This window comes from Curtobacterium sp. RIT-PI-V, from assembly GCF_025642935.1.
Lineage (GTDB): Bacteria > Actinomycetota > Actinomycetes > Actinomycetales > Microbacteriaceae > Curtobacterium.
The window spans coordinates 40,286-53,613 of record NZ_JANZKM010000002.1 but is presented as its reverse complement, the minus strand read 5'-3'; the positions used below and the strand labels follow the sequence as shown (position 1 = coordinate 53,613).

Sequence of the window (13,328 nt, the reverse complement as noted above, 5' to 3'; positions counted from 1 at the left end):
GCGAACAGTCCCGCCGCACGGCGCGGACGACCGCCCCGCCGTCAGGCCCGGCGACCGCCCCTGGAAGGACCCCGCGTGACCCTCTTCACCCCCGCGCCCCGTCGTCGTTCGCGTGCCAGGACCGTCGGGTGGGCGTTCGTGATCGGTGCCGTCGTGCTGGGGATCCTGGCGAGCGTGCTGCCGAGCCCGTACCTGATCGAGGTCCCCGGACCGGTCTACAACACCATCGGGACCCAGAAGCAGGGGACGGGCAAGGACGCGAAGGACGTCAAGCTCATCCAGGTGTCCGGGCACGAGACCTACCCCACCGCCGGAGCGCTCGACATGCTGACGGTCGGCATCCAGGGCGACGCGACGAACCGTCCGTCGTGGACCAGCGTCGTCCGGGCGATCTTCACGAAGTCCGAGGCCGTGATCCCGGTCGAGGCGATCTACCCGACCGGCACCACGACCGAGCAGGTGAACCAGCAGGACTCCGCCGACATGCAGGCGTCGCAGCAGTCCGCCGTGGCCGCAGCACTCATCCAGCAGGGCAACGACCTGCCGACGGAGCTCGAGGTCGGCACGGTGCAGAAGGGTTCGGCTGCCGACCTCCCGATCGAGAAGGGCGACGTCATCACGGCCTTCGACGGCACCTCGCTCACGACGAACGCCGACGCCACCTCGCTGCGGGAGCTCGTCGCGAAGCACGGTACGTCGACCCCGGCCACCGTCACCATCGAGCGCGACGGCGCGACGAAGGACGTCCGGGTGACCCCGCGCGACGAGCAGGGCACCGCGCTCCTGGGCGTCGGCGTCACGGAGAAGTACGACTTCCCGTTCGACGTCTCGATCAAGCTGCAGGACGTCGGCGGCCCCTCGGCCGGCATGATGTTCGCGCTCGGGATCATCGACGAGATCACGCCCGGCAAGCTCAACGGCGGCAAGCACGTCGCGGGGACGGGCACGATCACCGCCGACGGCGAGGTCGGAGCCATCGGCGGCATCCGGCAGAAGCTCTACGGAGCGCGGGAAGCGGGGGCGACGGTGTTCCTCGCCCCGGCCGACAACTGTGACGAGGTCGTCGGGCACGTGCCGGACGGGCTCGACGTCTACAAGGTGTCGACGCTCGACCAGGCCGTCACCGACCTGCAGACCATCGCCGACGGGAAGAGCACCGCCGAGCTCGCTCGCTGCGGTTCCTGACCGGGTTCCTGAGTCCTCGCACAGTTTCACAGTCCGCCCGGTCCAATAGGATCAGTGCACTGACGGCCCGCCGCGAGCCGGGCCCGCCGGTCCGACACGTCTGGAGCACATCAAGTGACGACAACCTCGTCCACCTCGGGGCGGCGTTCGCCGCGAGTCCCGATCGTGGTCACGATCATCGTGCTGGCCGCACTGGTGATCGGCTTCTTCATCTTCGCCAGCCTGTACACCGACTACGCGTGGTTCGCGCAGCTCGGGTTCCAGCAGGTCCTCACGACGCGGTGGATCGCAGGGACCCTGATGTTCCTCGCGGGCTTCCTGGGCATGGCGGTGCCCGTCTTCCTGAGCATCGGGCTGGCCTTCCGGTACCGCCCGGTCTACGCGAAGCTCAACTCGCAGCTGGACCGGTACCAGCAGGTCATCGAACCGCTGCGCCGCGCAGTCATGATCGGCATCCCGGTGGTGCTCGGCATCTTCGCCGGGCTGTCGACCTCGGGGCGCTGGAGCATGGTGCTCGAGTACTTCAACCGGACCCCGTTCGGCAAGACGGACCCGCAGTTCGGCCTGGACATCGGCTTCTACGTCTTCGAACTGCCGTTCTGGCGCTCGATCGTGGCGTACTCGTCGGCCGTGGTGCTGATCGCGGGGCTCGCCGCCCTCGCTGCCTGCTACCTGTACGGCGCGCTGCGCTTCGGGGGACGTGAAGTCCGGATCTCCCGTGCCGCGCGCATCCAGCTCGCCGTCACCGCCGCGCTCTACATCGCGCTGCAGGCGGTCAGCCTGTGGCTCGACCAGTACGCGGCGCTCACCAAGTCGAACTCGCTCATCACCGGCGCGCAGTACACCGAGGTCAACGCGGTCATCCCGGGTCGCGAGATCATGGCGGGCATCGCGGCGATCGTGGCGATCCTGTTCATCGTCACCGCGGTCATCGGCCGCTGGCGCATCTCGATCGTCGGCACCGGCCTGTTGCTCGTCGCCGCGATCGTCATCGGGGGCGTCTACCCCTGGATCGTCCAGCGCCTGCAGGTCAAGCCCTCGGAGCGTACCTACGAGTCCGCGTACATCGAGCGGAACATCAAGGCCACGCGTGACGCCTACGGTGTCTCCGACGTCAAGGAACAGAACTACGACGCCACGACCGAGGCCAGCTCCGGCGCCCTCGCGCAGGACGCCCAGACGACGGCGAACATCCGCCTCATCGACCCGAAGATCGTCTCCGACACCTTCAGCCAGCTGCAGCAGTACCGGCAGTACTACCAGTTCCCGGACGAGCTCGACGTCGACCGGTACGACGTCAAGGGCGAGACCGAGGACACCGTCATCGCGGTGCGTGACATCGACCTCGACGGCCTGAGCTCCGCCGCGAACACCCAGTACAACCGGGCGTTCGTGTACACCCACGGCTACGGCGTGACCGCGGCCTTCGGCAACCAGCGCGCGAGCGACGGCAAGCCGGTCTTCCTCGAGTCGGGCATCCCCTCGAACGGTGCGCTGGGTGACTTCCAGCAGCGCGTGTACTTCGGCGAGACCTCGCCGGCGTACTCGATCGTCGGCGCGCCGAAGGGTTCGAAGGACGTCGAGCTCGACTACCCGTCCGGATCCGACGACGACAACGGCGGCAACGCCACCACGACGTACTCCGGCGACGGCGGACCGAGCGTGGGCAACTTCTTCAACCGACTCGTCTACGCGGCGAAGTTCCAGTCGGAGCAGGTCCTGCTGTCGGACGCGGTCAACAAGGACTCGCAGATCCTCTACGACCGCGACCCGATCACGCGTGTCCAGAAGGTCGCTCCGTACCTGACGGTCGACAGCGACGCCTACCCGGCGATCGTCGACCACCGCATCCAGTGGGTCGTCGACGGCTACACGACGAGCGACGCCTACCCGTACTCGCAGAGCCAGAGCCTGTCGGACAGCATCGCCGGTTCGGAGTCCTCGGCGTACCGCACCGACCAGGTGAACTACATCCGCAACTCGGTGAAGGCCACGGTCGACGCCTACACGGGCAAGGTGACCCTCTACGCGTGGGACACCAAGGACCCGGTGCTGAAGACGTGGGAGAAGATCTTCCCGACGTCGGTGAAGTCGGTGTCGAGCATGAGCGCCGAGCTGCTGGACCACGTCCGGTACCCGACGGACCTGTTCAAGGTGCAGCGGTCGATCCTCGGCACGTACCACGTGACGAACGCGAACTCGTTCTACTCGGGTGACGACGCGTGGAACACGCCACAGGAACCCACCACCACGGGGTCGACCGACACGGATGCGAGCGCCGCCGACACGTCGACGACCACGAACGCCCTGGGCGCGCAGACGACGACGACCGCGAGCAAGGCGAACCTGCAGGATCCGTACTACCTGACGATGAAGGTGCCGGGGCAGGAGACCGCGTACAACCTGTACACGACCTACATCCCTCAGCAATCCGCCGGTGCGAACAACCGCAACGTGCTGACGGGGTACCTGGCCGCCGACTCCGACGCGGGAGGTGCGGGCAAGGGCAAGAAGGCGTCGGGCTACGGCAAGCTCACGTTGCTGACGATGCCGAAGACCGACAACATCCCGGGCCCGGCGCAGGTGCAGAACCTGTTCAACTCGGACACCACGGTGTCGCAGGAGCTGAACATCCTGAAGCGCGGCAACTCGACGGTGAAGCAGGGCAACCTGCTCACCCTGCCGGTCGGCGGCGGCTTCCTGTACGTGCAGCCCGTGTACGTCCAGTCGACGTCGAGCGGTTCGTACCCGCTGCTGCAGAAGGTGCTCGTCGCGTTCGGCGACAAGATCGCGTTCGAGGACACCCTCGACGAGGCGCTCAACTCGCTGTTCGGCGGTGATTCGGGTGCTGCTGCCGGAGACTCCGATGCCAGTGGTTCGGGGAGCGACTCCGGTTCGGGCTCGTCCGACGCCGGCTCCGGCTCCGATTCGGGTTCCGGTTCGACCGGTGGCTCGTCCGGCTCGGGCACCGTCGACAACGACGCGCTCCAGAAGGCGCTGTCCGACGCGAAGGCCGCACTGCAGGACCGTCAGGACGCCTACGCCGACAACGATCTGGTGGCCGCTGCCGAGGCCGACAAGCGCCTGCAGGACGCGATCGAGGCCGCGACCGCAGCCGAAGACGGCAGCTGACACGCCGTGGCGGGGCACACGATTTGTGCCCCGCCACGACCGTGTGTAGGCTATTCAACGTGCCGCGGGGTGGAGCAGTTCGGTAGCTCGCTGGGCTCATAACCCAGAGGTCGTAGGTTCAAATCCTGCCCCCGCAACCAAGCGTCACAGGAAAGCCCCGGTCCGAATGGACCGGGGCTTTCCTCGTTCGTGGACCTGTTCCAGCACGCGTGCGTTCCGGAGCCCGCCGGTACGCTCGGCGAATGGGCACCCTCACGATCGCCGCCGCGCAGTTCGCTCCCGTGGACGACCCGGAAGCCAACCTCGAGACCGTCCGGACCGCCGCAGCCGACGCAGCGGCGCGGGGAGCGGCCCTGCTCGTCACGCCGGAGTACTCGTCGTACTTCACCGCCGACATCGACGACCGGTTCGTCGCCGCAGCGCAACCGCTGGACGGCCCGTTCGTCTCCGGGCTCCGCGACATCGCCCGCGACACCGGGGTCGCGCTCGTCGTCGGGATCGCCGAGACGACCGACGCCGAGACGACCGACGCCGAGATGACCGGCGCCGTGACGACCGGCGCCGAGACGACCGGCGCCGTGACGACCGGCGCCGTGACGACCGGCGCCGCGACGACCGGCGCCGCGCCGGCGGACGTACCCACGCGCTTCCGCAACACCCTGGTCGCGGTGCTCCCCACCGGTGAGCTCGCGGCGACCTACCGGAAGGTGCACCTCTACGACGCGTTCGGGTCACGGGAGTCCGACCGCATCGAGTCCGGCGACCCGGAGCAGCTGCCGGTCTTCGAGTTCGAAGGCCTCCGGATCGGGCTCGAGACCTGCTACGACCTGCGCTTCCCCGAGGTCACCCGCCGGCTGGCTGCACCCGAGCACGGTGCGGCCGACGTCGTCGTGCTGCCGGCCGAGTGGGTGCGTGGCCCCGGCAAGGAGCACCACTGGCGGACCCTGCTCACCGCGCGGGCGATCGAGAACACCGTGTGGGTCGTCGGTGTCGGCCAGACGCCGCCGATCGGCATCGGCGCCTCGGTGGTGCTCGACCCCTCCGGTGTCGCCGTGGCGTCGGCCGGCTCCTCGCCCGGCACGCTCGTCGCGACCGTCGACACCGCCGTGACCGACGCGGTCCGGCAGGTCAACCCGTCGCTGGCACTCCGCCGGTACGACGTCGCGCTGCGCGCCCAGCCAGGAGGCACGGCTCGCCCCTGACAGGCGCGTTCCGTCCCATCGCGGTCGCCCTGCAATGCCACAACGCGCGTGGAGGGCAGGAACATCCGGCCTCCCACGCGCGGGACGTCCTCCCACAGGCGGGACGTCCTCCCGTGCGCGGAACGTCCTCCCACGGGCGGACCGTCTCGCTACGCGCCAGAGCCCAACTGTGCCAGGCGGTCGGCGGCGTCCGCGAGGACGGAGCGGCGCTTGCAGAACGCGAAGCGCACGAGGGACCGGTAGCCCGCGGCGTGGTCCGGCCGAACGAAGGCCGACACTGGCACGCCGACGACCCCGGCCAGGGCGGGCAGCTCCAGACAGAAGGCCCGTGCGTCGTCGTACCCGAGCGGCGCGGAGTCAGCGATCACGAAGTACCCGCCGTCCGGCCGCATGACGTCGAAGCCCGCTGACCGGAGCCCCGAGGCGAGCAGTTCGTGCTTGGCGGCGAGTTCGGCGGCGATCCCGGCGAAGACGGCGTCGGGCAACCGCAGCCCGACGGCGACGGCCGGCTGGAACGGTGCGCCGTTGACGAAGGTCAGGTACTGCTTCACCGTCGTGATCGCGTCGACGAGCGTCGGGGGAGCAGTGAGCCAGCCGATCTTCCAACCGGTGGTGCTAAAGGTCTTGCCGGCGCTCGAGATCGAGACCGTGCGCTCGGCGGCTCCGGGCAGTGTCGCGATCGGCGTGTGCGGGACGGTGAACGTCAGGTGCTCGTAGACCTCGTCGGTGACGATGAGGGCGTCGTACCGCGTCGCGAGCTCCACGATCGTGCGCAGGACCTGGTCGGGCAGGACCCGGCCGGTCGGGTTGTGCGGCGTGTTGACGAGCACGACGCGGGTGCGGTCGGTGAACGCGGCGCGCAGGGTGTCCTCGTCCGGCAGGAAGTCCGGAGCGGTGAGGGGCACGGTGACGTGGGTGCCGCCGGCGAGCCGGACGAGCGCACCGTAGGCGTCGTAGAACGGTTCGAACGTGATGACCTCGTCGCCCGGTTCGACCAGGGCGAGGAGCGTCGCGGCGAGTGCTTCGGTGGCGCCGGCGGTGACCAGGACCTGTCGGTCGGGGTCGACCCCGAGGCCGTACCACCGCTGCTGGTGTTCGGCCACGGCGGTGCGGAGGTCGGCTGTCCCGCGTCCGGGCGGGTACTGGTTGACGCCGTCCCTGATGGCGCGGACGGCGGCCTCGAGCACCTCGGTGGGGCCGTCCTGGTCGGGGAAGCCCTGCCCGAGGTTGATCGCGCCGGTGCTCGCGGCGAGGGCGCTCATCTCGGCGAAGACGGTGGGCGCCGGGACGCCGTCGGGTCCCAGGAGCATCGCTCCCTCGGCTGCTCGCAACCAGGGTCCTGCCTGCCGCATGTGGTTCCCTCCGGTGACGGCGACGACGTGTCGCGCTGAACGGACCCCAACCTAGCTGGCCGTCCGACGGCGATCCGGGGACGGACCCACAGCCCACGCATAAGATCGGCAGAGGATGCTTCCAGCGTCGCCAGAAGCACCGCTCAGGTGGTTGCGACAGACTGCACGAGCTTGAAAGGAGCACGTCCAGCATGACCGACACCACGCCCAACGGGCAGGGCGACGACCGCCGTCCGGACGATGCGGCATCGCCTGCCGCCAGTGAGGACGCCGCCGCAGCGGCCACGAAGGGGAACACGTCGATGCCGAACGACTCCGAGCAGTTCAACGACGCCGAGCGGTCCGACGACGCCGCGCAGCACACGGCTCCGTCCGACGACGCCACGAACGCCGACCACACCGACGTGATCCCGTCGGCGACCGACCACCCCACGGACCGCTACACGGCTCCGTACCCCACGCTCTCGGGCGACCAGCAGCGCGATGCCGGCCAGCAGCCGGCCGGGTACGGCCAGCAGACCTCGCCGTACGGGCAGGCGGCCCAGTACGGCCAGCAGCCCGCGGCCGACCAGACGAGCGGGCACGGCCAGGCCCAGCCGAGCCAGTACGGACAGTCCCAGCAGTCCCCGTACGGCCAGCAGTCCCCGTACGGCCAGCAAAGCCAGTACGGCCAGAACCAGCCGAACCAGCAGTCCCAGTACGGGCAGGGCCAGTACGGCCAGCAGGGCCAGTACGGCCAGCAGAGCCAGTACGGCCAGAACCAGCAGCCGCAGTACGGCCAGCAGCCGACCGCGGGCCAGCCGCGGTACGGCGAGTACGCCCAGCCGGCATCTGCTGCTGCCCCCGCGTCCTCGTCGGAGTACGCGACGGCGTCGGCACAGGCGCCGCAGTCCGCCACGAGCGCCTTCGGCGACGTGGACGGCGCGAACCAGCGCAACGGCCACTACTTCGCCGACGGGACAGCGGGTGCAGCGGCCACCACGACCACCACCCGCTCCGGTCGCAGCAAGCTCGTCCTCCCGATCATCGCCGGACTGGTCGTCGCGGGTCTGGTCGGCGGCGGCGCCGGGTGGCTCGCCGGGTCGTCGCAGGGCGGCACCGTCACGTCGTCGTCCGGTTCGTCGCAGGGCGGCAACCTCACGGTCAACGACTACGACTCCGCGACCGTCGTCACCGCGGTCGCTGCTCAGGCGACGCCGTCGGTCGTGACGATCAACGTGTCGTCCAGCAACGAGGCCGGCACCGGTTCGGGCGTCGTGATGAGCAAGGACGGCTACATCGTCACGAACACCCACGTGGTGACGCTCGACGGCGACAGCTCGAACGGTTCGATCACCGTGACGACCTCGAACGGCAAGATCTACGAGGGCAAGCTCATCGGCACCGACCCGACGGTCGACCTCGCAGTCATCAAGATCGACGCGACCGACCTCAAGCCGATGGAGTTCGCGGACTCCACGAAGCTCAACGTCGGTGACACCGCGGTCGCGATCGGTGCGCCCCTGGGTCTGTCGAACACGGTCACGGACGGCATCGTCTCGACCCTGAACCGCAGCATCCAGGTCACGTCGAGCGCTCCCAGCGAGGGTGGCGACTCCAACGAGGGCGGCAACGGCGGCAGCGGCCCGTTCGACTTCTGGGGCAACGGCGACAACGGCAGCAGTTCGTCCGCGAACACGACGGTCTCGCTGCCCGTCATCCAGACCGACGCGTCGATCAACCCGGGCAACTCCGGTGGCGCCCTGCTCGACGCGAAGGGCAAGCTGATCGGCATCAACGTGGCCATCGCCTCGGCTGGCAGCTCGTCGTCGTCGGACTCGGCGGCCGGCAGCATCGGCGTCGGCTTCTCGATCCCGTCGAACCTGGTGAAGCGCGTCGCGAACGAGATCAAGGACAAGGGCTCGGCCACGCACGGCCTGCTCGGTGCCACCGTCGGCGACGCCTCGGAGAACGCGAGCGCGACCCAGATGGGTGCGCTCATCAAGTCGGTCTCGTCCGGCGGTGCGGCGGCCAAGGCCGGTCTGCAGAAGGGCGACGTCGTCACGAAGATCGGTTCGGCGACCGTCTCGGACGCCACCGACCTGACGGCGCAGGTCCGCTACTTCGCGGGTGGCGCATCGACGACGATCAGCTACCTCCGGAACGGCCAGACCCGCGAGGCGGACGTGACCCTGGGCACGTACGACAGCAAGGGCTGACGCCACCACGGACACGACGGGAGGCCCGGTGCACGACGTGCGCCGGGCCTCCCGTCCGTCGGCGGGTCGCGTCGCGGGCGCCCCGCAGGTTCCGGGTTCGGGTCTTGATAGGCTCATGGTCGCTCTGCGGGGCGGCACCGCCCCGGTGCGTCCCGTGCACCCAGCCAGCACCCCGAGGTACGCATGCAGACAGACGGACAGCCCCTGCCGGGCGTCTCGTACGTGATGCCCGTGCTCAACGAGGTCACCGAGGTCCGCGCTGCGGTCGCCAGCCTGCTCGACCAGGACTACACCGGCGTGTTCGAGGTCATCCTCGCGCTCGGCCCCTCGATCGACGGTACGAACGAACTCGTGGCCGAGATGAGCGCGGCCGACCCACGCATCCGGGCGATCGACAACCCGGTCGGTTCCACGCCGGCCGGACTGAACGTCGCGATCACGGCGTCGGTGCACCCCGTGGTGGTCCGCGTCGACGCGCACTCGGTGCTGCCCCCGGACTACACGCGCATCGCGGTCCGCACCCTGCTCGAGTCCGGTGCGGACAACGTCGGCGGCATCATGCGCGCCGAGGGCCGTAGCCCGTTCGAGCGGGCCGTCGCGTTGGCGTACGGCAGCCGCGTCGGACTCGGCGGCACCCCGCACCACGTCGGTGGGACCGCCGGCCCCGCAGAGACCGCGTACCTCGGCGTCTTCCGTCGCGACCGCCTGTTCGAGGTCGGCCTGTTCGACGAGGGCATCAAGCGCGGTCAGGACTGGGAACTCAACCGGCGTCTGCGCCAGACCGGCGGCACGGTGTGGTTCACGCCCGAGCTGGTCGTCACCTACCGCCCGCGGCCGAGCCTGAAGCGCCTGGTGCGGCAGTTCGTCGCGACCGGGTTGTGGCGCGGCGAGCTCGCCCGTCGGTTCCCCGCGAACAACGGCCTGCGGTACTTCGTGCCGCCCGCGATGGTCGCCGCCATGGCCGTCGGGATCCTGGCCGGCGTCGTCGGTGTCGTCGGTGCGGCCCTCGGCAGCCCGGTCGCCTGGGCGCTGCTCGGGTTCGCCGTGCCCGCCGTGTACCTGCTCTTCGTCGTCCTCGGGTCGGTCGCCGTCGCGCGCCGGTCCGGGGTGGCGACCTTCCTCTGGCTGCTCGTGGTGCTGCCCTGCATCCACGTGGGATGGGGGCTCGGTTTCATCATCGGGTTCCTCACCCGCACCTCTGAGCTGACCACCCACACCGGACGGTGACCCCATGACCGACCACGCCACCCACGGCCGCGGCTCCGCACGCCCGACGTCGATCGCCGAGTTGCGTGCCGTCGCCCAGCCGGACGAGGTCCGCGCCCGCGCCAACGCCGAGCACTGGACGGCTTCGCTGTACCTGCGCGACGTCTCGCCCTACCTGACCTGGGTGCTGCTGAAGACCCGCGTCAGCGCCAACCAGGTGACCGGCTTGATGATCCTGGTCGGGTGGAGCATCGCCGCGGCCCTGCTCATCCCCGGCATCTGGGGCGCAGCGCTCGCCCTGGTGCTCGGACAGCTGCAGATGCTCGTGGACTGCTGCGACGGCGAGGTCGCACGGTGGCGTGGCACCCGCTCGCCCGCCGGGGTGTTCCTGGACAAGGTCGGGCACTACACGACCGAGGGACTGATCCCGGTCGCGCTGGGCAGCCGAGCCGCCACCTGGCCGATCCACGGCGCCGACTGGATGTGGACCACGATCGGCTGCGCACTCGGTCTGGTCATCGTGCTCAACAAGGCCCTCAACGACATGGTGCACGTCGCCCGGGCGAACGCGGGACTCGACAAACTCGTCGACCGACGCGACGCCTCGACCGCGCCGTCCGGCCGGAAGCTCGCCTCGCTCCGCCGCCTGGCCCGGTTCCTGCCGTTCCACCGCCTGTACCACTCGGTCGAGCTCAGCATGCTCGCGTTCCTGTTCGCGCTCATCGGACTGGCGATCGGCGACACGCTCGCCAGCCGGATCCTGGTCGGCGCGCTGCTGCCCCTGGCGGTGCTGGCGACCGTCGGGCACTTCCTGGCGATCATCGCGTCCAAGCGGGTCAAGGCATGACCGACGACGCGGTGACCCCGAGCACCGTTCGTCGCCACGCGGTCGCGCACCCGCAGCGACCGCGCGTCGCCGTCGTGAGCCTGTCGCAGGGCACCCGGCCCGACGACCTGCGCCGCGGGCTCGACAGCGTGCTCGCGCAGCAGGGCGTCGAACTCGACGTGGTCTGCGTCGGCAACGGCTGGGAGCCGACCGGCCTGCCGGAAGGGGTGCGGACGCTGGCGCTGCCGGAGAACCTCGGGATCCCGGCTGGCCGCAACGCCGGTGCCGCGGTCGTCGACGGGGACTACGTGTTCTTCCTGGACGACGACGCCTCGATCCCCTCGGTGACGTTTCTGCAGGACGCCGTCGGCCGCTTCGAACGCGACCCCTCGCTCGGACTGCTCCAGCCGCGCGTGGTCGACCCGACCGGTGCCGCCAATCCGCGGCGCTGGGTCCCGCGCATCCGCAAGGGCGAGCCAGACCACTCGTCGCCGGTGTTCTCGGTGTGGGAGGGCGCCGTCGTGCTGCCGATGGACGTGTACCGGGTCGTCGGGGGATGGGGCGCGAAGTACTTCTACGCGCACGAGGGCATCGAACTCGCGTGGCGCGTGTGGGACGCCGGTCGACGTGCCTGGTACGCCGGCGACCTGGTCGCCCACCACCCGGCCATCGACCCGGCGCGGCACACCGAGTACTACCGCCTGAACGCCCGCAACCGGGTGTGGCTGGCCCGACGGAACCTGCCGGCACCGCTCCGGCCGCTCTACGTCGGCTCGTGGGCCGCGATCCAGGTCGCGCGCTGGTGGCGGCACCCGCGACGCCTGGCGACCTGGTTCGCCGGGATCCGCGAGGGATGGACCACCGACTGCGGGCCGACCCGACCGATGAGCTGGCTGACCGTCGCACGGATGACGCTCGCCGGGCGCCCGCCCGTCGTCTGACCGCCCCGAACCACACCGCCACCGCAGAACGGGAGACAGTCCATGCCGATCACCAGTGACGTGCGGACCGCCGTGCGCCTGGCCCAGCGCCTGCTCGCCTCGCGCCGGAGTCGCCGGGCGCTCGCCCGTCGCCTGCCGTCGGTGCCGGTGCCGGCGCCCGGCACGGTCGAGATCGCGGTGTACTTCGCCGACGGCCCCGTGAACATGTACCAGGTGCGCCAGTGGTACGCGCCGCTGGCCGAACTGGCGAAGACGCACCCGGTCGCGATCATCGCGCGCAGCCCGGGCACCATGACCACGCTCATCGACGAGTCGCCGGTCCCCGCGGTGTACGCCCGTCAGGTCGTCGACCTGGAGCAGTTCGTCGAGACCCAGGCGCCGAAGGTGGTGCTGTACGTCAACCAGAACGCCCGCAACTTCCAGATGATGCGGTACGGGCGCATGTGGCACGTCTTCGTCAACCACGGCGAGAGCGACAAGATGTACATGACGACGAACCAGTTCAAGGCGTACGACTACGCGTTGATCGCCGGGGACGCCGCGCGTGGCCGGCTCGCCGAGGCGCTGTGGGACTACGACCTCGACGCCAGGACCATCGCGATCGGCCGTCCCCAGGCCGATCACTTCGCCGGCGCGGCACCGTACCCCGCCGACGAGCGCACCGTCGTGCTGTACGCACCGACGTGGGAGGGCGACCGCGGCGCCGCTGCGTACGGCTCGATCGCGTCCCACGGCACCACCATCGCCGAGCAGGTGCTCGCGTCGCCCCGGCACCGCCTGGTGTACCGACCGCACCCGCGGAGCGGCGTGCTGGACCCGGCGTACCGTGCTGCGCACGAGCGGATCGTCGCGGCGATCACGGCGGCGAACGCGGCCGACCCCACCGCGCACCACGTGCACGACGAGGGCGGGGAGCTCGGTTGGCAGCTGGCCGACGCCGACGTGGCGATCACCGACATCAGCGCGATGATCTACGACCGCCTGGCGGTCGGGAAGCCCCTGATCGTGACTCGCCCGGTGTCGCCGGAGGCGGACGTGGACGAGCGGGGCTACCTGAGCGACGCCAACTGGCTGACCGCGGCCGACGCACCGTCGGTGCTCGCGCGGATCGACGCCGCCGTGGGGGACGCCGCCGAGCTCGCCAAGCTGCAGCAGTGGGTTGCGCGCTACTTCGGCGACACCACGCCCGGTGCCGCGACGGCCCGGTTCCACGCCGCCGTCGAGTGGCTGCTGGAGCGCTGGCGCACCGTCGCTGCCGAGCGCGGCGAACGCTGAGCCCCGGCCGG

9 protein-coding genes and 1 tRNA gene are annotated in these 13,328 nt (G+C 70.3%); 9 read left to right on the top strand and 1 reads right to left on the bottom strand.

Translation table 11 applies throughout. The features are described 5' to 3' along the window. The first annotated feature begins 75 nt into the window (after positions 1-75). From OGL88_RS17965 to OGL88_RS02375, 4 genes are all read left to right on the top strand, one after another. Positions 76-1,185, top strand: coding sequence for a YlbL family protein (locus OGL88_RS17965; protein ID WP_263089413.1), 1,110 nt, complete (start codon positions 76-78; stop codon positions 1,183-1,185). A gap of 165 nt (positions 1,186-1,350) precedes the next feature. Continuing rightward, complete coding sequence (locus tag OGL88_RS02385) at positions 1,351-4,317, top strand: UPF0182 family membrane protein (RefSeq protein ID WP_263089412.1); 2,967 nt, start codon at positions 1,351-1,353, stop codon at positions 4,315-4,317. A gap of 63 nt (positions 4,318-4,380) precedes the next feature. After that, positions 4,381-4,457 (top strand) — tRNA-Met (locus tag OGL88_RS02380). A gap of 102 nt (positions 4,458-4,559) precedes the next feature. Beyond that, entirely contained in the window at positions 4,560-5,519 is a 960-nt protein-coding gene (locus OGL88_RS02375; RefSeq protein WP_263089411.1) for a carbon-nitrogen hydrolase family protein, read from the top strand. Positions 5,520-5,668: 149 nt separating this feature from the next. Here the strand turns inward: OGL88_RS02375 and OGL88_RS02370 are convergent, their stop codons facing one another. Next, positions 5,669-6,871, bottom strand: a complete 1,203-nt coding sequence (locus tag OGL88_RS02370; RefSeq protein ID WP_263089410.1) for an aminotransferase class I/II-fold pyridoxal phosphate-dependent enzyme — start codon at positions 6,869-6,871, stop codon at positions 5,669-5,671. A gap of 191 nt (positions 6,872-7,062) precedes the next feature. Between OGL88_RS02370 and OGL88_RS02365 the strand changes: the two genes are divergently transcribed. From OGL88_RS02365 to OGL88_RS02345, 5 genes are all read left to right on the top strand, one after another. Further along, positions 7,063-9,069, top strand: coding sequence for a S1C family serine protease (locus OGL88_RS02365; protein WP_263089409.1), 2,007 nt, complete (start codon positions 7,063-7,065; stop codon positions 9,067-9,069). A gap of 183 nt (positions 9,070-9,252) precedes the next feature. After that, positions 9,253-10,296, top strand: coding sequence for a glycosyltransferase family 2 protein (locus OGL88_RS02360; RefSeq protein ID WP_123294079.1), 1,044 nt, complete (start codon positions 9,253-9,255; stop codon positions 10,294-10,296). Positions 10,297-10,300: 4 nt separating this feature from the next. Next, complete coding sequence (locus OGL88_RS02355; protein WP_263089408.1) at positions 10,301-11,122, top strand: CDP-alcohol phosphatidyltransferase family protein; 822 nt, start codon at positions 10,301-10,303, stop codon at positions 11,120-11,122. Next, a complete protein-coding gene (locus tag OGL88_RS02350; RefSeq protein WP_263089407.1) occupies positions 11,119-12,042 on the top strand; it encodes a glycosyltransferase family 2 protein in 924 nt (307 codons plus the stop codon). The genes OGL88_RS02355 and OGL88_RS02350 overlap by 4 nt, the downstream gene beginning before the upstream one ends. A 42-nt stretch (positions 12,043-12,084) precedes the next feature. Continuing rightward, positions 12,085-13,317, top strand: coding sequence for a CDP-glycerol glycerophosphotransferase family protein (locus OGL88_RS02345; protein WP_263089406.1), 1,233 nt, complete (start codon positions 12,085-12,087; stop codon positions 13,315-13,317). Positions 13,318-13,328: the final 11 nt, after the last annotated feature.